The following is a 21,031-nucleotide window of genomic DNA, read 5'->3' on the forward strand; positions in this document are numbered from 1 at the left end:
GGGCGCCAATGAAAGGTTCGCAGAAGGACATGAACGATACGACGGTCAGACGCCGCTACTTGCCGATCGGTTACAAGCTGATGCTCTCCTATATGCTGTTCGTACTGCTGCTTGTCACCGTCAACGGCTACATCTCCCACCGGATGTACGACGCGTCCATGAGGAAGCAGACCGCTCTGAATCTGAGCAGTACGCTCATCCAAATTCGCGACAACGTCGCTTACAAAACCGACGATATAAAGAGAAGCTCGGATACGTTATACGATAACTATATGCTGGCTCAGATTCTGCGCGCCGATGCGGAACGGGGCGATAATTATCGCCGTATGAGGCAGGAGATTATCCCCAGACTGGAAGATGCGATGAAATCCGTCGGCATTCCCTTCAGACTGTCGGTATACTTCCATAATGAGACCATAAGCGAGAGGTACCATATCAGCTCGTCGAATGACAGGAAGGAGCATGAATTCAACATCTATCACCTGAAACGAATCGAGGACAGGCGCTGGTACAAGATGCTTCCGGAAGAAGAGTACGGTCAGACGATGGAATGGAAGCAGATTGAAGAAGACCGGGAGGAATCCCGTATCTCCATGGTCCGGCGATTGATCGATTCGGAGAATCCGCTGGATATTAAAGAGATCGGCATTATGCGGTTCAGCATGTCCATAGCGGAATTGTTCGAAAGCGTCGATGCGGGGAAGATCGGGGAAGGGGCTAGGCTGCTGGTCAGGGATCAGTATGGACAGCTCCTGTACAGCTCCGGCTACAACGGGGCGCCGCACGAATGGAGTTCGGCCGTCGATATGAAGACATTCGTCACATTGGAAGAGAAGATGCCCGGCGAAGGCTGGACGATAACCGCCCATGTTCCGATGACGATTATCGAGCAGGAGGCCAAGCGGATACAGACATTCATCATCGCCATATGCGTGCTGTGCTTCATTCTGTTCACCTTCACCGGTGTGTTCATCTCCCGGTACTTCTCCAAGCGGATCACCAAGATCGTGTCGGTGCTTAATGCGTTCCGCGAAGGGAACTTGAAGAAGCGCATGAACTACAAAGGGAACGACGAATTCTCGCAAATCTCCAATGCGCTCAACGAGATGGGAGAGGATGTGGAATCCCTTATAAATAAAGTGTACCTGACGCAGCTTCAGAAGAAGGAAGCGGAGCTTGAAATGCTGCAGACGCAGATCAATCCCCACTTCCTGTACAATACGCTGTCGTCTATCAGCCGCCTAGCCAAGTTCGGAGAGAACGAGAAGCTGCACGGCATGGTGATGTCTCTCGCGAAGTTCTACAGGCTGACGCTGAATTCCGGCCGTTCGCTAATTCCAGTCGCCTCCGAGATGGAGCAGGCGGAAGCGTACGTCGACATTCAGAAGGTGAAGTACGGACAGCGATTGGAGGTTACCTTCGACGTCGATCCCGACATATGGCCATACGAGACGTTAAAGCTTATCATCCAGCCCTTCATCGAGAATGTGTTGAAGCATGCCTGGTGCGGCGATCGCATACATGTCCGCATCGCAGTCCGCTTGACGGAGGGCGATATCGTATACCAAATTATTGATGACGGTCTCGGTATGCCGAAGGGCAGAGCGGAGGAACTGCTCAATTCGTCCGATACGAACGAGTCGGGCTACGGCATACGTAACATTCATCAGCGCATCCAGCTGCATTACGGCAGTGGGTACGGCGTCTCCATCTTCAGCCGGCTGGGCGTAGGCACCTGCGTCGAGGTGAGGATACCGGCCAGGAAGCGCAGACGGAGAGAACTGGAGGCGGCAGGCTAGCGATCGGCCTGCTTCCGGTCAGTACCCGTCCGTGGAATGGCCGAGCTCTGCGGACAGCTCCATTCCTTCTCTAGCGGCTTTCGTCCCGATATGTTCTCGGACCGCGCCGCTATGGCCGTGCGCCTGAATAGCTTCCGCCACTCTTCTGCCATAGTCGGCATCCGCTTCCGTGAAGTGGGCAATCATCCGCTCCTGTATGCCTGCGGAGCAAGTCGTCAAGGCGTCCGCCAGATTGGCGATCAGGTCTTCGCGCTCCCACTCCTCCAGCTTCCGGTAGGTGTCGCCCGCTTGCCCGAAGTTGTTCTGACGATCGATCGGCTGGCGCGTCAGCTTGTCGGAATAGAACGGCTCATGGGGCTGCCCCGGCCTGTCCGCTTCCGATAAGCCTCCCAGGGATGATGGCTCGTAATTGATATGCGGACTCTGTCCCTCCCCCATATCGACGTAGAACGCCATTGCGCCGTCCCGCTGATTCGTAGCGACCGGCTTCTTCGGCGCATTGATTGGCAGCTGCAGATAGTTGCTTCCGACCCGGTAGCGCTGCGTGTCGGAATAGGAGAATGTACGACCCTGCAGCAGCTTGTCGTCGGAGAAGTCCAGCCCGTCGACCAGCACCCCCGTTCCGAACGCCGCTTGCTCCACTTCCGCGAAGTAATTATCCGGATTGCGGTTCAGCACCATCTTGCCTACGGGCAGCATGGGGAACCGCACGTCGTCCCACATCTTGGTCGCATCCAGCGGATCGAAGTCCAGATCCGGATGCTCGTCGTCGCTCATCCACTGCACCTTCAGCTCCCATTCCGGGAATTGTTCCGATTCAATCGCCTCATACAAGTCCTGCGTAGCATGATTGAAGTTCTTGGCCTGAATCATCTCCGCTTCCTTCTGCGTCAGATTCCGAATGCCCTGCAGCGGCTCCCAATGATACTTGACCAGTACGCCTTTCCCTTCCGCATTGACCCACTTGTATGTATTGACCCCGGAGCCTTGCATCTGCCGGTAGTTGGCCGGAATGCCCCATGGAGAGAAGAGGAAGGTGATCATATGAGTAGCTTCCGGTGTCAGCGATACGAAGTCGAAGAACCGCTCCATGCTTTGCACATTCGTCACGGGATCGGGCTTGAAGGCGTGTACCATATCGGGGAATTTCATCGCATCGCGAATGAAGAATATTTTCAGATTGTTGCCGACCAGATCCCAGTTGCCGTCATCGGTATAGAACTTGGTGGCGAAGCCTCTGGGATCGCGCAGCGTCTCCGGCGAATGGCCGCCGTGCACAACGCTGGAGAATCGGACGAACACAGGAGTGCGCTTGCCGGCTTGCTGGAACAGTTTCGCCCTCGTATATTTTGCAATCGGCTCCTCTCCCAGCTTGCCGTACGCTTCGAAGTAGCCGTGCGCGCCGGCTCCCCGGGCATGAACGACTCTCTCCGGCACGCGCTCCCTGTCGAAGTGGGATATTTTCTCGATGAAGTGATAGTTCTCCATCGTTGACGGACCGCGATTGCCGATTGTGCGCAAATTTTGATTGTCGGTGACAGGATGTCCCTGGCGATTCGTCAGCTCGCTATGTTGACCCTCAGTCATCATTCTCTTCCTCTCGGTATGTATAATCGTATTCCCTTATTATCCTTTCTCCCATGCGGTTTTATTCGCTGTGAAGCGGAATGAATTGTCAGTCGCTCCATCATTGGCACCGCTGTTATGGTATGATGGAAATATGCGCTTTTTCGGCGCTTGGAAACTATACCAACGGAGGGGCAAGAGGGATCGCATGAAGCGCAAAAAAACGTTATACGCCGCAAGCATTCTGCTTGCTTTCATCGTCGTCAATAACGGCGTTTACTATTATCAATCGAAGAGTGCATTGGAGGAGCAGCACCGTCAGGAGCTGCATACATGGGCCAAGCAAATGGAAGTGGCTGTGGAGCAATCCCGCCTTGGCGCGGACATGTTCGAGGATCAGATGGGAAGGGAGCTGCGGACTGCCGCCATCGCCGCCCAATACGCGCTTGATCCCGATGTGGAGAAGGTGACGAACGAACAGCTGGCGGAATTGAGCAAGAAGCTGGACATCGCCCATCTTACATTGCTGAAGCAGACGGAGGACGATATCGTGCTGTACCGTTCATCCGATTCTACTCAGCTGGGGAGAAGCACGAAGCAATGGGACCCTTGGCACGACATATTCAAGGAGCTGTTCCGGAACCGGCAGACTACTGTGGACTGGCTTGGCCAGACGCTCGACAATTTCTGGAGCGGGCCTTATGAAGTGTCGTCAACCGATTTGGATAAAATATATAAATGGGGGTACTATCACGACGGAATGACGAACTATATTGTAGACCCCTATATCGGATTCCAGAGAATGGACGAATACAACGAGATAACCGGTGTCCAGCGGCTTATCGACGAGCTGATCGCAGCATCGCCGTCGTTGCTGGAGGTGGCGGTCATCAATCCCGGAACGTTCCCGGAAGGCGTCGTCGCAGAGAACGATCTGGGCGAGCCGAAGGAGAATCTGGTGCAGCGGCCGGTATTGTACGGAGGGTATACATACAAGACGGAGCGTGATGAGCGGTCGGTGCAGCAAGCCCATCAATCCGGAGAGACGGTAGCGTTCAGCGGACATGCGCAAGGACGTCCAGTATACAAGCTATTTGTACCGGTGAATGTGAAGGAGAAGGGCATTCACATTACGGACGAGAACGGAGGGCCAATGGACAGTTATGTATTGTCGGTCGTGTCCGATTATGCTCTCCTGCAGAAGCAGGTCAGGAAGCAGATGTTCAATCTCGGTACGATCGTGCTTACGCTATCGGGATTGGGAGCGGCTGCCGCCATCGTAGCCATAGACAGATTGAATCGCTCGGGAAGGAAGCGGAACAATGGGGAATATGCATCTGAATGACAAGCTGCAAGCACGATTCGAGCGTCAGCTCCAGGATCATATGCCAACCGCGATCTTGAAGCGGGGATGGCATTACTATAAAGAAGGCCGGGTCATTAGCGTCAAAACGCCGGTGGAGGATACGTTAACGGGCATCGTGAAGGGATCGGAACGTTACGCTGTCGTTATGGATGCCGATCAGCACCGTTACAGCAGTTGCAGCTGTCCGTACGGGGGAGCGTGCAAGCATATGGCGGCTGTATTCTTTCAATATTGCAGGGAGCTGGAAGGGGCGTCCGATAACAGTGTAGAAGGCATTTACTTTCATCTGTTAGGCTTGTTCCCTGCCAGCGAAGCGACCGAGAAGTCCGAGAAGGCGCCGGAGGCCGCTGCTGCAGAAGCGGGGGACGGACAGCCTGGGCGTGAAGCAACATGCGATCTCTGGCGGCAATGGATGGAATCGGCCTATGGAGAATGGTGGAAAAGATGCCGCCATTCGATTCATCTGCTCGGTCCTCTCCTCACCAGCTTGAAGTCGGAGACGAAGGACTGGCAGCCGCCCATGAAGAGACTGCACTGGATGCTGTGCGATTGGTTCGTGCTGGATCAGGCGGAACGCGCGCTGACGACGGTAGACAGCTATAGCCGCTATTATCATGAAGTATCCTTCGCGAGGACGGCGGAGCCTTGGATGCTTCACATGCAAGGCTTGCTGGATGAATTGCAGCCGGACGTGATGGGAGAGCGCGAGCTGGAATGGATGGAGGCTATCGCCGGTCTGTTATTCGATCGCGCGCTGCGGCACGAACGGCAGATGATGGACTGGGAAGAGCTCTATATGGCGGTGAATGAGAAGCTTCATGTACGGGAGCAATGGTACGATCAGCAGATGAACAAGCTGCAATCCGGTCTGGATAATCTTCATCCGGAGCATAATGAGCACTTCCTGCATAGCGCGCTTGCGAATCTCTTCTTCCTTCATGGGGACGATAGGGCGGCGAGGGAGCAATTCAGCCGCAACCCGTTCCAGAAAATTCAGAAGTGGGTCTATCCGCTTGTCGCCAGACGAATGGATGACGGCCGGTGGGAGGAGGCCAGCAGTTGGATGGACTATGTTCATGAGCAGGTGGCAGCCTCGCGCAATCCCCGCATGATCGGGCCATTCGTTGCATTATGCCGCAAGGCCGACGAGCGGAAGCCGGAGCTTCCCGAATGGAGAGAATATATGCTTGAACTGCTCCCTTACTCTTATCAGGAGCTGTCGGAGCATTGGATGAAGCGGAGAAACTACAGGGAATGGGCGGAGCTTCAACTGCTTGTAGGTACGAGAACGGAGGAAATAAGCAGGGCGGAGTTGCGGCAATTGGCGGAGACGGCGCCTGAAGTGCTGCTGCCGCTCTATCATCAGTCGGTGGAGTCGGCGATCGCCTCCAGGAACAGACAAGGCTATCGGACTGCGGTGAAGGGGATGAAGCAGTTGGAGGGGCTGTACGGCATGCTGGGGCAGCAGCAGAGATGGGAGCGGTATCGAACCGGCATATTGACCAAGTATCAGCGGTTAAGAGCGTTCCAGGAGGAGCTGTGGAAGGAGAAGTTGGACAGATGAGAAGAACCGCAGATATCCGGGAGCTGAACATTGACGGTGTATGGAACGGAGAAGGAGAGCAGCGGGGAATGCTGCTCTCGCCTACGGGACGGAAGGAGCCCGAGGGCAAGCTGCGATCGCTGCTGTTCGCCTGGCATCGCGCTTCCTGGTACGGGGCGGATATCGAGGAAGTGCGGATTGGTGAGAGAACGGCTCTGCGGCTGTCGCCACTGCAGGCGATGGATTACTTATCCGACCCTGCGCCTGTCGCATTGATGCATATTCGCTGGTCGGAGAGGCTGCTCGTGCTGATGCGCATCGCGCGGAGCATTCGCGAATCATTGTTGAACGGCTGGTTCGCACCCGACTGGAGGCGCTGGAACGAGGAGAGTCGCTGCTGGAGGATGGAGTATCCCGAATCAAGTCTGGAGAGAAGGCTGGAATGGGAATCGCTGCTTGAAGCGGCGGACAGACAAGGAGATCGGCATATCGAGCTGTGGCTTGGCGATGTCGTGGAAGAATGGATCGAGAAGGAGGAAGATTGCGGACGGGCATGGCGGGAAGTCGTGCAAGATGCCGGAGAGAGCGTCGTCCGGCACAAGGCGGCTAGCGAGGAGGATTGGCTGATTGCGATCGGATTTCAACAGGATACGCTTCCGTTCAAGGTCGCGCTGCAGCTGTCGGAGCGTGGGGAGGAGGGCGTCTGGCCGGTACAGCCCGTCCTTCAGAGCAGAGCGGGCGGAGCGTGGATTCCGCTCGATGGGCAAGGGCATCCTCTTGAAGGAGAAGTCATACCGGAGGATTGGATGCCTTATGTCCCGGAGAAGCTGGACAAGGAACAGAGCCGTTGGCTGGCGGCTGTGCCTTATCTGGAAGATGAAGCGGCGCCGGGTGTCATGAAGCAGGGGCTGGACGACGAGCAAGCGTGGCAGCTGCTGGAGCATGGCAGCGTGACGCTGCTGGAGTCCGGCTGTCCTGTCATGCTGCCGGCATGGTGGGAGGCAGTCCGATCCCGGAAGCTTCGGGTGAAGGCGAGAATGAAGTCGTCCGTAGGTTCGGCGGCGCAGCCGCTGTTCGGCTTGGACGGCATCGTCCAGTTCGATTGGAAGCTCGCCCTGGGCGGAATAGACGTGACCGAAGCGGAGTTCATGGAGCTCGTGAGCCAGAACCGCAGACTTGTGCAAGTAGGAGGACAATGGGTGCATCTGGACCCGCATGACGTCGCGCTCATCCGGAAGTGGCTGAAGCGGGTCGGCAAGCGTCAGGGGCTGTCCTTCCGGGAAGTGCTGCAGATGCACTTGCAAGGCGGAGGAGAGCTGGATCTGGAAGGGGATCTGGAAGCGGAGCTGAAGGCTGAGGTAGAGCTGAACGAGCATCTCGCCTCATGGATAACACAGCTGCAGAACATATCCGGAATCCCCCTGATGGAGCCTCCCGCATCGTTCCGCGGCGAGCTGCGCCCTTATCAGCAGCAGGGTATGTCCTGGCTGCTCTTCTTGCGCAGATACGGGTTAGGCGGCATACTGGCCGACGATATGGGACTCGGCAAGACGATCCAATTCATGGCCTATCTCAGCATGCTGAAGGAACAAGGCGCTGAAGGCGATGCAGGAGGCGGGCCGTCCTTGCTTATCTGCCCCACTTCGGTCATCGGCAACTGGGAGAAGGAACTGGAGAGATTCACTCCCCATCTTCGCGTCCATCTGCACTACGGCAGCAAGCGCAGCAGAGGAGACGAGCTTAGAGCCGACGTCTCGGATGCGGATCTGGTTATTACCTCGTATGCGCTGGCGTTGCTGGATCAGGAGGACATTCGGGGCATTGACTGGAATACGCTCTGTCTGGACGAGGCGCAGAATGTTAAAAATGTCTATACGAAGCAGTCCGCCGCTATCCGGCGATTGTCGGCCCGCCACCGGATCGCGATGACCGGCACGCCGATGGAAAATCGGTTGACGGAGTTATGGTCGATCTATGACTTCACCAATCCCGGTTATCTGGGCAGTCTGAACGAGTTCCGCAGAGCGGTGGTAGCCCCGATTGAGCGGACCAAGGATGAGGCGCTGATTAAAGGGCTGCAGCGCTGGGTTCAGCCATTCATGCTCAGACGGGTGAAGAAAGATCCCGCGATTCAACTGGCGCTGCCCGACAAGATCGAGTCCAAGAGCTACATTGCATTGACGGCAGAGCAGGGAGCGTTGTACGAGAATATAGTATCGGATCTGATGGAGAAGTTGGCTGAGCTGCCGCCTATGCAGCGGCGAGGCCTTATACTGGCAACCTTGACAAAGCTGAAGCAAGTGTGCGGACATCCCGCGCTGCTGCTGCAGGAGAAGGGGGCGCGAAGCTGGGAGGCGAAGCGCTCCGGCAAGATGGCGCGGCTGTTGGAGCTGTGCGACGAGATCGTCGCCGAAGGCGAGAGATGTCTGATCTTCACGCAGTATGTGGAGATGGGCGAGCAACTGCGCAATCATCTGGAGCGTCAGTTCGACAGGGATGTGCCTTACCTGCATGGAGGTGTGCCGAAGGGGAAGCGCGACGAGATGATCGAGGCATTCCAGAAGCAAGAGGAGCCTGGCGCCTTCGTCTTGTCGCTTAAGGCGGGAGGAATCGGTCTTAATCTGACTGCGGCCAATCACGTGATCCACTTCGATCGCTGGTGGAATCCCGCCGTAGAGAATCAGGCGACCGACCGGGCCTTCCGTATCGGTCAGACGAGACAGGTGCAGGTGCACAAGTTCATTACGCTCGGCACGCTGGAGGAGAAGATTGACGAGATGATCGAAGGCAAGCAATCGTTGAACGACCAGATCGTGGGCCAATCCGAGAACTGGATTACGGAGATGGGCACAGAAGAGCTTAGAGAGCTGTTCGCTCTGCGGGAGACATGGCTGAAGGGGTAAAGGAGGGCGCGAATGAGAGAAGCTGAAGCGGCTTTGCGGGAGAGTGGAAGCGGAGCCGGCCAGGAGCTGGTGCGTGACGACAAGGATGGGAGATCGGGCAGCGGCGACAGGAAGGGTGTCATACATGAAGCGAATGCGACGGTCAACGATCGCGTAGAGGCTGAGGGCGGCGACCAAGCGCCTCCCGCGGGCGCGAATGAGAAGTGGAAGCAATTTTATGCGGTCGTGAGGCGAATGACGATTCATATGAGGGAGTGAAGGCGGGCGCGGCGACAGAAAACGGTATGCCCGCCAGGCTGTCAATTCAGGGGAGGACAAGAGAATTGTCCCCCTTTTTCGTTATTTTTTTGACCTACTGCATTGTAAGCGTTCTTGGTTATAATAGGATGGAGATGAATAACAGGAAGCGTACACGCTCGCTGGGAGGCGGTTCTATGCTTCGAAGAAGCTTGCTGTTAAGCTTGAAGCTGATTATGCTTGCATCGGTACTGAGCGCTTGCGGTGGCACAGGCCGGGCGGACGATGAAGAGAGGGACAGTTACAGGAAGGTGACACTCTCGCTGCGTCATACGCAGATTAAAGAAACGAACAGGACGCGGCTGCGGATATTGGAAGACGTACTGGCCAAGACAGAGTCGGAGAACGATTGGATTACCTTCAAGCTGGAGGGTATAGATGAAATCGTCAACAGGGACACGAAGCTGAAGCAGGAAATGGTCGTAGGCAATCCCCCGGACATATTCGAAGTGTTCGGCGGCGCCGATCTGCAGCTCTATGTGAAAGCGGGGCGCATGCTTGATCTGACCGATATATTGCAGGAGCTGGATCTTGTCGACAAATTCGAAAGTCTGGAAGAATTCATCATTGACGGGCGCATCTATGGCATTCCCCACGGAGGGTACAGCGAGGGCATCTTCTATAATAAGCTGATCTTCAAGAAGCTGGGACTGGACATACCGCGAACGTGGGACGAGCTGTTGGACGCGGCGGAGCAACTGAAGGCTGCAGGTTATACGCCGTTCGGATTGACGGCGAAGGACGCTTGGGTGGCGGGGATGATATGGAACGTCATCATGGAGCGGCATGTAGGCATCGAGGCGTTCTACGGGCTCGTCACGGGCGAGACCAAGTGGACCGATCCGGCATTCATTCGGGGCTTTCAAGCCTACGCCGAGCTGATAGAGAGAGAGGCCTTCACGAAGGAGGCGCTATCGCTGACGTATGCGGATCAGGGGACGCAGCTGGCCTACGGCAAGGCGGCAATGGTCTACACCGGTTCGTGGGATGCGCATTACTTCGCAACCTCTCATTCCCATGTGACGAGAGAGGGCATCGGCTTCTTCTTGTTCCCTTCCATTCCGGGAGGAGAGGGCGATCAGCATTCCATCAACGCTTCATTCTCGAACGGAGTGGGCTTCTCTTCGCAGCTGTCGGAGGATCAGATCGAAGCGGTGAAGCTGTTCATCGCCAATTACTTTACGGAGGACATCCAGAAGTGGGCGCTGCAGGAAGGGAAGCTGCTTCCTTCCTTCAAGCTGGAGGATATGTCCGGCGTTACGCCGCTTATGAACGAGATCCTGACCGAGATGTCGGAAGCGTCCGGCAAGTGGCCCGCTTACGATGCTATCGTGCAGCCTGTCGTGGGCGCTCAGATTGGCGTGGGCTTGCAAGAGCTGATCGGGGGCGTAAGCTCGCCTGAAGAGGTGGCGCGGGACATTCAGAAGGTACAGGACAGGGCGAATGCCGCCATGAAGCAATTTACATTGGAAAGCGGGCCGTCGCCGGATAAGGAATAGGGGGAGCATAGACATGAATTTGAGACCGAAGCTTATGCTTGCCTTTATCATTCTCATTATAATCCCGATGATCGGTCTCGGCATTTTCTCGTTCGTCAACTCTGAATCATTACTGGAAAGAAAGTACAGTGCGCAATCTGAAATATCGTTGAAGGCGGTTGGCGGCAATATCCGTTACTTCTTCCGTGAGCTGGACAGTCTGTCCAATGGCAACGTCATTAGCTCGGAGATTCAGGAGACGCTTAAAATTATAGGAAGAGGCAAGGACGATCCCGGCTGGATGATCCGTCTCGCCCAGGCGGAGAAGGCGATGAGCGGCATCCTGTTCCAGCATCCGGCTGTCAGCTACGTTGTCTTGTACGGTCCCGACGGCAAGATGCTGCGTGCCAATCGCAACGATCCTACCACGTTCAGGCCGCTTACCTTCGAGGAGTTGCAGCGCCATTCGCTATACGACGATGTCATCGCGATGCAAGGGCGGCCCATCTGGATCGGACCTTATGAGCACAGGGATCTTACCGGCGTAGTGCCGCCCTTGTTCACTATGCTGCGCGTCGTCAAGGATTTGGAGTCGTTGAACGATATCGGATTGATGGTCGTCCAGTATAAGTCGGATGAGATTCTAAGCATGCTGAAGGGATTCCAGCATCCCGATGCGACGGCGCCGGGAGCCCGATATTTCATCGTGAATAAGGACGGTCTGGCGATGCTGGACAGCAACAAGGAATTGGACGGGAAATTCCTGTCCCTCTATACGGAGAAGTTGCCGCGCTTCACGGTGGAATACGATAGCACAAGAATGAAATTCGACGGGGTGGACTCGCTCGTCTCCTCTTATCAGTTAGACCGTAACGGCTGGATTATGATGTCCGTGCAGCCATGGAACGCGTTGACGAATGAGAATATGCGCTTCGTACAGTGGATCAGCATGATTACAGTGCTGGGGCTGCTGTCTGCGGTGCTGTTCAATGTGTTCTTTGTCAATCGGGTAGCCCGATCCATTATTAAAGTAGTGCGCAAAATGAGGCTGGTCGAGCAAGGCGCGCTGGAGACGCGCATAACGATGCGCGGCAAGGATGAGACGGTGCTGCTGGCGAAAAGCTTCAACAGCATGGTGGAGCGAATCGGCGGCTTGCTCCGCGAAGTAAGGCAAGAGCAAGAACGGAAGCAGCATGCCGAGATGATGCTGATGCAAGCGCAGATCAAGCCCCACTTCCTGTTCAATACGCTGGAATCCATTAATGCGCTGGCTGCTCAGAACGAAGGGCATAAAATTATGCTTATGGTGAGAAGGCTGAGCAATCTGCTCCGGACAAGCATGCATCAGTCGGAGGAAATAAGCGTTCAGCAAGAGATTGAGCATGTCCGAAGCTATCTGGAAATTCAAAAGTACCGCTTCGAAGAGCTTTTCTCATATGACATTGCTGTGAGCGATGACGCTCTTCCGTCGCCGATACTGAAGCTGACGCTCCAGCCGCTCGTTGAAAACAGTATTCAGCACGGCTTCGACGGTTATAGGGACGGAGAAGGCAAAATTGATATCATCGTGAAGATGGACGACGGACGAATCGTCATATTCGTGCGCGACAACGGTCATGGCATTCACGAAGATGTTCTGCGCTGTCTATCGAGGGAAGCGTCATCTTCCGGTCCGGAGAAGGATGCGGCGCAACTTGGCGAGCGAAGAGGCTTGGGCTTGCGCAATGTGGCGGATCGGTTGAAAATTCACTACGGTCCGCGTTATGGGATGATGATATGCAGCTGCGCAGATGAGGGGACAACGATACGGCTGGTCATTCCCATAAGAAGAGGTGAGGAACTATGAGGGATAAAGTGCTCTTGGTTGATGATGAAGCACACATCACAAGAAATTTGGAGAAGGTTATTCCCTGGGAAATGCTAGGTCTGGAAGTTGCGGCTACAGCTAAAAACGGGGTGGATGCGCTCGCCTTGATGGAGAAGGAGTCCATTCAGCTGCTGCTGTGCGATATTCGTATGCCTGTCATGGACGGACTTGAGCTCGTTAGGGAGGTGAGAGAGCGGGAGTTCCCTTGCGATATTATTATGCTGTCCGGATATCAGGACTTCGCTTACACGCGAACAGCGATTCAGTACGGCGTGAAGGATTATATTCTGAAGCCGATCCCGTATGATGAATTGACGGGCGTAATTGCCAGAGTAATGGCCGCTCAGCGAGAGAAAGCGAAGCAGCAGAGCAAAGAGAATAAGAAGCTGGAAAAAATCATGGATCTGGCCAGTGAAAAGCTGCTGTACGACCTGATGATGGATTACACGGAGTTTTCGGAAGGCCACTGGCTGTTCATTCATGACGAGTCGCATTTGAAGATGAAGCAATTCAGTATGATCCTGCTTGACTTCGATGTCAGCTCGGAGCATACGAAGGATTGGAGGGAATGGTCGGACAAGGAAAGGAAGTTATGGAATTTCGCAGTGTCCAATGTCTTGCGCGAGAAGCTGCAGGTGGAAGGGCTTCAGCACGCTGTAATCGGCATGCGCGACGGGGAATGGTGCGTACTTATCGAACCTGCGGACGGATCGGAGTTCGATTACGCCAAAGTGAAGGAGTGTGCGGATACGCTGCTTTCCGCGGTGAAGGAGCATATTAAATTGTCGTTGAATGCGGGCATTTACCGGGGGTTCGTCGAGGTGAGCAATCTGGCGAAAGCCTACCGCAAGCTTCAGCTATGCATGCAGCTGACGCCCGTGCATGCGCCCGTCACTTTCTATCCGGATGCCGTCGGGCAGAGCGATCAGACGGATCAGCTGTTCTGGGGAGCGCTGGGTAGGATCATCGATAGCGTGAAGCGGGGCGATCACGAATCGGTCGAGCGGGAATGCGACGACCTCTCCAAGCAACTGCAATGTATGAACGATCAGCATATATCCAAGGTGGAGCCGTTACTTCACTTCTTCCTGCTGCACTTGATGAGGGAGTTGAAGGAGATGGCGGTATTCACGAAGGAGCAGGAGGAGTCTCTATGGCGCAAGCTGGACCGGCGCTTCAGCATCAAGGACTTGATGGAGCTGATCCGGGGGGTGACGACGGCTGTCTCCGACAAGTCGATGGACAAGAAGAAGCAGTCGGAGAATACGATGCTGGAAGCGAAGACATACCTCGATCGCAATATGTTCCGCGATATTAGTCTGGACGAGACGGCGATGCATGTCGGGCTCAGCACTTCTTACTTCAGCCTGCTGTTCAAGCAGACGTACGGCGTTACTTTCATCGAATACATTACCCGCAACCGGATGGAGAAGGCGAAGGAGCTGCTTGCCAATACGCAGATGAGCATCACGTCGATTGCCAAGGAGATCGGTTATGCGGAACGGCGCTACTTCACGAAGGTATTCATGAAGTACACGGGCGACAATCCCAGCGATTATCGCGCGAAGCACCAGCAAGGGGATGGGGAGTAGGCTGAACGTGCGGGAGTGCGAAGCTGCAGGCGATGAGGCATCGGCAGTAGAGTGGAAGACAGCTGAGTGCGAGGTTGCAAGCGCAGTCGCATCAGCTGGAGCGAGGAAACAACTGAATTTATATAGGATGGGGAGGAACATGGTGATGGAAAATCGCAAGTTGGAGCAATGGAGCTTAAAGGAAAAGGTAGGACAATTGTTCGTGTTCGGCTTCCATGGTCATGAGCCTGAGAACGCCATAGCGGAACTGATAGCGGAATACGGTGTCGGGGGAACCATCTACTTCACGCGCAATGTGAAGGATGCCAGGCAAGTGCATGGATTGTCGGTGAAATTGCAGGAGCTCGCGAATCAAGCAGGCAGGCCGCCGCTCTTCATCGCGATCGATCAGGAAGGCGGAATGGTCGCACGTCTGGTAGACGGCGTTACATTAATGCCTGGCAACATGGCGCTAGGCGCGACGGGTACGGCGGAAGCGGCCTACGAAACAGCGAAAATATGCGGCGAGGAGCTGCGCAAGCTCGGCATCACGATGAATTATGCGCCGTGTATCGATGTGAACAACAACCCGGACAATCCGGTCATCAATGTGCGTTCGTACAGCGATCGGGCAGATGTCGTCGCCGAACTGGGCGCTGCGGCGGTGAAGGGATACCAGTCAGAAGGCGTAGCAGCAACGGTGAAGCACTTCCCCGGACATGGCGACACCTCGGTCGATTCGCATCATGCGCTGCCGGTGCTGCCGCATAGCATGGAACGGCTGGAAGCGGTGGAGCTCGTTCCATTCCGAGCGGCTGCAGCGGCGGGGGCGGATCTCGTCATGACGGCGCATGTATGCCTGCCTGTCATCGACCCGTCCGGAGTGCCTTCCACCTTGTCGAAGCCGGTACTGACGGGACTGCTGCGGGAACAATTGGGATATGAAGGCGTCGTTGTAACGGACTGTCTGGAGATGAGCGCGATTGACGAGCATTACGGTCCCGGTCAAGGCGCGGTGAAGGCCATTGCCGCTGGCGCAGATATGGTGCTGGTCAGCCATACGATCGGGAAGCAGCGCGCTGCGCTGGAGGCGGTTATCGCCGCCGTAGAGAGCGGAGACCTGCCGGAAGGGCGAATTGATGAAGCGCTTCGCCGCATTATGCAATTGAAGGGGAAGCTTCAGCTGCAGGAGCCGATAGCGCCTTGGGACGAGGTGGAAGCGGCGATCGGTACGCCGGAGCACGGAGCCGTCGCAGCCAAGTGGAGCGAGTCGTCTGTCACATTGGTGAAGAACGAAGGCGCACTGCTGCCGCTGAAGCGAGAGGAGCGCACGCTGGTATTGTGGCCGGATATCGTTCCGGTATCCGTGGCGGACGAGATGCTCGCCGGAGACGGTACGCTGGGAGGCTTCCTGGCGCAATACGGCGCCAATGTCGTGGAGCGGAGCATGAGCGATGAGGGAGCGCTGGCCGATGCGGAGGAATTCGGACAGATCGTCGTCATCACGTACGATGCCTCCAAGCATGCAGTGGAGCGTGAGATGGCGCGCGCGGCGATGAAGCTTGCGGGAGACCGCGTTGTCGCGGTATCTGTCCGCAATCCGCTCGATCTGCTGCTCTATCCCGAAGCGAAAGCTTATGTGGCCACTTATGAGTGCAGGCCGCTAGCTTTGTCATCGGCCGCGAAGGTGCTGCTGGGCGACTTGAAGCCGGCTGGCAAGCTGCCGTTGGAGATATCGCCGGCATACCCGTTCGGCTGGAGTGCGGAGTAAGTGCGAGCATGCCGGTTTGAGCTGAAGGAGTGTATGTGGCATACATTGAAGAAGCGAAAAGGCCGGTTTGAGCTGAAAGAGTGTATGCGGCATACATTGAAGAAGCGAAAAGGCCGGTTTGAGCTGAAGGAGTGTATGTAGCATACATTGAAGAAGCGAAAAGGCCGGTTTGAGCTGAAAGAGTGTATGTGGCATACATTGAAGAAGCGAAAAGGCCGGTTTGAGCTGAAGGAGTGTATGTGGCATACATGGAAGAAGCGAAAAGGCCGGTTTGAGCTGAAAGAGTGTATGCGGCATACATGGAAGAAGCGAAAAGGCCGGTTTGAGCTGAAGGAGTGTATGTAGCATACATTGAAGAAGCGAAAAGGCCGGTTTGAGCTGAAGGAGTGTATGCGGCATACATGGAAGAAGCGAAAAGGCCGGTTTGAGCTGAAAGAGTGTATGCGGCATACATTGAAGAAGCGAAAAGGCCGGTTTGAGCTGAAGGAGTGTATGTGGCATACGCTAGAGCATAGGTGAGAACAGCTGAAAACAAAGTAAGGATGCGAGAGGTGAGGCTAGACGATAGCTCACCATTCAGCATCCTTTTTTTGTGGCTTATTCATCGGACGAAGTTGTCGAAGGTAAGGTCGTGCAAGATGTAAGCGAGGAAGAAGATGACGCAAGGGTTCTCGTAATGGTGCTGGATATGAAGCAGCTGCTGGTAATATTTCTCGGCATAGTGAGGGTTGTTGCGCATCTCCAGATTGCTCTTGATGAGCGCATCGATTTTATCGGCAATGTCCACTAATTCCCCTTCATATGTATCGTCCTTCGCATGAACGATGAAATCCGTCAGCTGCGGATGGAACATGTCCGGAAGAGCGGACACAATCTGCTGCGCCACTTGCTCCTCATATTGCTTGAAGGCTTCCTGAACGATCGCCGAGGACTTCTTGATCGGTGAAGCCACATCGCCGCTTACGCCTTCTACGATATCATGCAGAATGGCTTTGCCAAGCAGCCGATACAGATCGATAGTTTCTCTGCCGAAGCGCTCCTTCTCCAGCAAGCCATTGAACAGGGACATGGCCGCCACTCGGAAGGAATGGGTAGCGTCGTTATCCGGTATAAGATTGAAGCTGCCTCCCCACCGCTCGATCAGATCAAGATTGAGGATATGGTCAAGGAACTGGCGTACGCCTTCATTATCTTCCGACGCCTGCAACAGCCACCTGATGGAGGAGTAAGCGGAGGCGGCTAACTCCGTTCGGAGCGATTCATATTTTGTTCGGAAGTAGGGATTGCCGTCCAGCTGGTGTTCTCTCATGCAGAACAGCATCGCATCGAATGAATCGATGGCTTTGACCAGACCGCCAATATAGCTGTCATCTTCCGCATGGACGATGAATTGGGTGAAGTGAGGCCGCAGCGATCGTGATAGCCGGGATACGATATCTCTGCTTACCTCGTTCTCCAGCCTTCGGATATGTCCGACTAATGTCGCTTCTTTCTTCGTCACATGCTTTATGGAGCCTGTCACTGTCTCGTTAAGGTCGTGGAGCAAGGCGCGGCCGATCAGATCAAGCTTGTCCAGCTCGTTGCCGCACACGTTCTCTTCAATTATTCCGATGAGTATGGCAATGGAAGCGCAGCGAAAGCTATGGCTTGCCGCGTTATCCTTGTAGCGTGGGCAATATTCATTCCAGCGGGATACATATTGCATGCCGATTATGGCGCTTGTAAATCTGCTATTATTCATACGGCCTTCCTCCCCATCTTAAAAACGCTATGAACAAAACGATGCTTCATGCTATTATATTATTTATTGTTGCGAACGACTACAGATGCTTCATATTAACGTTTGTATGATAAATCGTATAAAATGATCGCGTTTTGCTGTGGAACAGCTGCATTTGAACGAAAAAACGTACAAAATGCTCGGATTCTAGGACAAATCAGCTGCGTTTGTATGAAAAACCGTACAAAAAATGAAAGTTAACCTTATAGGGACGAATTTTGTATGAATTATCGTATAAATTGGGCTGTAGAGAGGGGGGGATGATGATGAGAAGGTTTGGGCTTGCGTTCAATGACTGGTTCGAAAAATGGATGTTTCTGATCATCCCTTGCTCGCTGGTAGCCGGATTTCTGTCAGCTCCGGTACTCCAGCGATTCGTCGATTGGATACCGTTCCTGTTCGCCTACGTGACATTGACGATGGCGATCGGATGCGGGCTGGGGCAGTTGAGAGAGGTCATGAAGAAGCCAGGCATAATGGGGCTGACATTTCTCATTGCGCATATCGTATCGCCGTTCATCGCTTACTGGATGGGCGTTCTGCTGTTCGGTACGGATTCGCCATATGTGATCGGGCTGGTATTGTTCACGATCATTCCGCTGGGGGTATCGACGGTGCTCTGGGTCGGCATGTCGGGCGGCAGCGTTCCCCTCATACTGGCGATGGTCGTCCTGGATTCCATGCTCAGCCCGCTGGTTGTGCCGGCGGGAATCGCCTTCCTGTTCGATACGGCGGTTGAAGTGGAAGCGGGACCGCTTATGCTGGACTTGACGATACTGATCGTGCTTCCTACGATCGTCGGAATCGCACTCTATGAACTAACCGGCGGGAAAATACAGGCCAAGGTAAAGCCGTATACGGCTCCCGTGTCCAAGCTGTGCTTCGCTGCCGTCGTTACGCTTAATGCATCGGCGATTGCGCCGTACATGCACGAGCTGAAGGGGGATATGCTTACGCTCGTGCCGCTCGTTATCGCGCTGGTCGGCATCTGTTATGCACTCGGCTATTTGCCGGCAAGGATGCTGCGTGTCGATCGCGAACAGCTGGTGACCGTATCGTTCGCGGCGGGGATGCGCAACATTTCGCTGGGTACGGTGCTTGCACTCGGCTACTTCAGTCCATTGGCTGCTGTCCCCGTCGTGCTGTCGATTCTCATTCAGCAGCCGCTGGCAACATTGCATCATTATGTTTTACAAAAACTTCACAATAGGAACACTAGCCAAAGAATGAGCCGAAATGTACGATAGACGTTGTTGCAGGATAAGGGGTGATACACTTGAACAGCTTTCGAACCCGACTAACGGTCATTATTATTGCCATGATCGCTTTGTCCGTTACCGCTTCCGGATTGTTCATGATGAAGACGTTCAAAGAGAATCATATTAATGCGCTGCAGGACAATATGGTGCGCGAGATGCAGTTCATTGCGGCGAAGATGGAGTGGCGTACAGGCGACAGCCAGTCTGTGCTCGACTATTATACGCAAGAAGCTGCCGAGCTCAAGCATTTCACTGAAGCGAGGGTTACGTTCATCCGCAATGACGGTGTCGTCATCGGAGATTCGGATTACGATGCCGGCAAGATGGACAACCATTACGAGAGGGAAGAAGTGCAAGGAGCTATCAAGAACGGTGTAGGCCGCTCCATCCGGAAGAGCGACACGGTCAATCAGAGCATGATGTATGTAGCGATACCGATCGAGCAAATTCCGACGGAGAAGCCGTACATTATTAGACTCGCCGTTACACTGGACGAGGTTGACCGTTCGGTTGCGCGACTGACGATGGTGCTGGCGGGCGGCTTGCTCATTCTGTTCGTCATTGCCGCTCTGATCAGCTATCGCATCGCTCTCAGCATGACCAGACCGCTGGAGCAGATTACGAAGGTAGCGAAGCGGATCAAAAATATGGATTACCGGGCGCGTGTCAAAGTAACGAAGCAGGACGAGATCGGGGAGCTGGGCACGGCGATCAACGCGATGGCGGACAGCTTGCAAGTGCAGATGGGACGCATCAAGCAAAATGAGAGCCAACTGCAAAGCGTCCTTGCCAATATGATTAACGGCGTCGTCATGATCGATGCCAGCGGCACAGTATTGCTGATGAACCGGAGAGCGGAGGAGGTGCTGGGCTTCTCGGCGCGCGAGTTGGTCGGCCGGCACTACTCGGATGCGAAGCAGCAATACGAGCTGTCGCAGATTATTAAAGAAGCGTTCCAGACGAGACAGCATCTGAAGGAAGAGGTTACCTTCTATTATCCCGAGGAACGGCTGCTGGAGTTGAATCTTGTGCCCATCAGCCAAGGCGGACAGGAGTTCAGCGGCATACTGCTCGTGCTTCAGGACGTCTCGGCGATTCGCCGGTTGGAGCGGATGAGAAGCGAATTCGTCGCCAACGTATCGCATGAGCTCAAGACGCCGATTGCCGCTGTCAAAGGCTTCGCGGAGACGCTGCTTGGCGGCGCGGTGAAAGATGAAGAGACGGCCAGCTCTTTCCTGAAAATCATCTATGATGAGAGCGACCGGCTGAACCGTCTGATCGGAGACATACTGGAATTGTCCAAGATCGAATCGCGCCGTGTGCCGCTGCTCTTCTCGCCTGTGGAGCTTGAAGGCTTCGTGGACAAAACATTGACCTTGCTGGAAGCCGAAGCGAACCGGAAAGGGATTCAACTGCATCAAAAAGTGGAGTCCGGCCTGTTCGTAGAAGCGGACGAAGATCGGCTAAGGCAAATCATCATGAATCTGCTGTCCAACGGCATCAATTATACGATGGAGGGCGGGCGCGTATCGATCGATATTCATGCGCTCAACGACGACCTGATCCGGATGAAAATATCCGATACCGGAATCGGCATCCCGAAGAAGGACCTGCCGCGCATCTTCGAGCGCTTCTATCGGGTGGATAAGGCGCGCTCACGCAGCTCAGGCGGAACGGGTCTTGGCTTGTCCATCGTGAAGCATCTGGTAGAGCTGCACAAAGGAACGATTACCGTAGAGAGTACAGTTGGCGTAGGTACGACCTTTACGATTGATTTACCGGTCATTCAGTAGACTGTAACGATCGGCCAGCTTCATCCGGAATGTGGAAT

13 protein-coding genes are annotated in these 21,031 nt (G+C 54.7%); 11 read left to right on the forward strand and 2 right to left on the reverse strand.

All coding sequences use genetic code 11. From position 1 onward, the window contains the following. The first annotated feature begins 8 nt into the window (after positions 1-8). Positions 9-1,799: a cache domain-containing sensor histidine kinase gene (locus M6D81_RS17160; RefSeq protein ID WP_262678139.1), complete on the forward strand. Its 1,791-nt coding sequence runs from the start codon at positions 9-11 to the stop codon at positions 1,797-1,799. A gap of 18 nt (positions 1,800-1,817) precedes the next feature. Here the strand turns inward: M6D81_RS17160 and M6D81_RS17165 are convergent, their stop codons facing one another. Next, positions 1,818-3,389 carry a catalase gene (locus M6D81_RS17165; protein WP_262678140.1) on the reverse strand — a complete coding sequence of 524 codons (1,572 nt, stop codon included), beginning with the start codon at positions 3,387-3,389 and terminating at the stop codon, positions 1,818-1,820. A 184-nt stretch (positions 3,390-3,573) separates the two neighbouring features. Here M6D81_RS17165 and M6D81_RS17170 point away from each other — a divergent pair, with 184 nt between their 5' ends. The 8 genes from M6D81_RS17170 to M6D81_RS17205 all read left to right on the forward strand — a co-directional run bounded on the left by M6D81_RS17170 (position 3,574) and on the right by M6D81_RS17205 (position 16,161). Further along, entirely contained in the window at positions 3,574-4,710 is a 1,137-nt protein-coding gene (locus M6D81_RS17170; protein ID WP_262678141.1) for a hypothetical protein, read from the forward strand. Beyond that, positions 4,688-6,295: an SWIM zinc finger family protein gene (locus M6D81_RS17175; RefSeq protein ID WP_262678142.1), complete on the forward strand. Its 1,608-nt coding sequence runs from the start codon at positions 4,688-4,690 to the stop codon at positions 6,293-6,295. The genes M6D81_RS17170 and M6D81_RS17175 overlap by 23 nt, the downstream gene beginning before the upstream one ends. Beyond that, on the forward strand, positions 6,292-9,177 hold the full coding sequence (locus tag M6D81_RS17180; RefSeq protein WP_262678143.1) for a DEAD/DEAH box helicase: 2,886 nt from the start codon (positions 6,292-6,294) through the stop codon (positions 9,175-9,177). Before M6D81_RS17175 ends, M6D81_RS17180 begins: the two co-directional genes overlap by 4 nt. 12 nt (positions 9,178-9,189) lie before the next feature. Then, complete coding sequence (locus tag M6D81_RS17185; RefSeq protein ID WP_262678144.1) at positions 9,190-9,435, forward strand: hypothetical protein; 246 nt, start codon at positions 9,190-9,192, stop codon at positions 9,433-9,435. A 176-nt stretch (positions 9,436-9,611) separates the two neighbouring features. Continuing rightward, the gene (locus M6D81_RS17190; protein ID WP_262678145.1) at positions 9,612-10,973 is read left to right on the forward strand and encodes an extracellular solute-binding protein; all 1,362 of its coding nucleotides are present in this window, start codon (positions 9,612-9,614) and stop codon (positions 10,971-10,973) included. Between the two features lie 13 nt (positions 10,974-10,986). Next, entirely contained in the window at positions 10,987-12,798 is a 1,812-nt protein-coding gene (locus tag M6D81_RS17195; protein WP_262678146.1) for a cache domain-containing sensor histidine kinase, read from the forward strand. Continuing rightward, positions 12,795-14,411, forward strand: a complete 1,617-nt coding sequence (locus tag M6D81_RS17200; RefSeq protein WP_262678147.1) for a response regulator transcription factor — start codon at positions 12,795-12,797, stop codon at positions 14,409-14,411. Before M6D81_RS17195 ends, M6D81_RS17200 begins: the two co-directional genes overlap by 4 nt. Positions 14,412-14,556: 145 nt before the next feature. Further along, a complete protein-coding gene (locus M6D81_RS17205; RefSeq protein ID WP_262678148.1) occupies positions 14,557-16,161 on the forward strand; it encodes a glycoside hydrolase family 3 protein in 1,605 nt (534 codons plus the stop codon). A 601-nt stretch (positions 16,162-16,762) separates the two neighbouring features. On the opposite strand, the gene M6D81_RS17210 is transcribed toward M6D81_RS17205, so the two are convergent. Beyond that, on the reverse strand, positions 16,763-17,902 hold the full coding sequence (locus M6D81_RS17210) for a YfbR-like 5'-deoxynucleotidase (protein ID WP_262678149.1): 1,140 nt from the start codon (positions 17,900-17,902) through the stop codon (positions 16,763-16,765). A gap of 302 nt (positions 17,903-18,204) precedes the next feature. On the opposite strand from M6D81_RS17210, the gene M6D81_RS17215 reads away from it, so the two are divergent. Together M6D81_RS17215 and pnpS are read left to right on the forward strand one after the other, a co-directional pair. Beyond that, positions 18,205-19,188: a bile acid:sodium symporter family protein gene (locus tag M6D81_RS17215; protein ID WP_262678150.1), complete on the forward strand. Its 984-nt coding sequence runs from the start codon at positions 18,205-18,207 to the stop codon at positions 19,186-19,188. A gap of 29 nt (positions 19,189-19,217) precedes the next feature. Next, a complete protein-coding gene (gene pnpS / locus M6D81_RS17220; RefSeq protein WP_262678151.1) occupies positions 19,218-20,993 on the forward strand; it encodes a two-component system histidine kinase PnpS in 1,776 nt (591 codons plus the stop codon). The last annotated feature ends 38 nt before the right edge of the window (positions 20,994-21,031 follow it).

The organism is Paenibacillus sp. J5C2022 (assembly GCF_025567625.1).
Lineage (GTDB): Bacteria > Bacillota > Bacilli > Paenibacillales > Paenibacillaceae > Pristimantibacillus.

Bases quoted from the DNA above. Each gene is read 5' to 3' on its own strand.
- M6D81_RS17170 (WP_262678141.1), top strand. From the start codon at position 3,574: ATGAAGCGCAAAAAAACGTTATACGCCGCAAGCATTCTGCTTGCTTTC.
- M6D81_RS17160 (WP_262678139.1), top strand. From the start codon at position 9: ATGAAAGGTTCGCAGAAGGACATGAACGATACGACGGTCAGACGCCGC.
- M6D81_RS17175 (WP_262678142.1), top strand. From the start codon at position 4,688: ATGGGGAATATGCATCTGAATGACAAGCTGCAAGCACGATTCGAGCGT.
- M6D81_RS17205 (WP_262678148.1), top strand. From the start codon at position 14,557: ATGGAAAATCGCAAGTTGGAGCAATGGAGCTTAAAGGAAAAGGTAGGA.
- M6D81_RS17165 (WP_262678140.1), bottom strand. From the start codon at position 3,389: ATGATGACTGAGGGTCAACATAGCGAGCTGACGAATCGCCAGGGACAT.
- M6D81_RS17210 (WP_262678149.1), bottom strand. From the start codon at position 17,902: ATGAATAATAGCAGATTTACAAGCGCCATAATCGGCATGCAATATGTA.
- M6D81_RS17180 (WP_262678143.1), top strand. From the start codon at position 6,292: ATGAGAAGAACCGCAGATATCCGGGAGCTGAACATTGACGGTGTATGG.
- M6D81_RS17195 (WP_262678146.1), top strand. From the start codon at position 10,987: ATGAATTTGAGACCGAAGCTTATGCTTGCCTTTATCATTCTCATTATA.
- M6D81_RS17185 (WP_262678144.1), top strand. From the start codon at position 9,190: ATGAGAGAAGCTGAAGCGGCTTTGCGGGAGAGTGGAAGCGGAGCCGGC.
- M6D81_RS17200 (WP_262678147.1), top strand. From the start codon at position 12,795: ATGAGGGATAAAGTGCTCTTGGTTGATGATGAAGCACACATCACAAGA.
- M6D81_RS17215 (WP_262678150.1), top strand. From the start codon at position 18,205: ATGATGAGAAGGTTTGGGCTTGCGTTCAATGACTGGTTCGAAAAATGG.
- M6D81_RS17190 (WP_262678145.1), top strand. From the start codon at position 9,612: ATGCTTCGAAGAAGCTTGCTGTTAAGCTTGAAGCTGATTATGCTTGCA.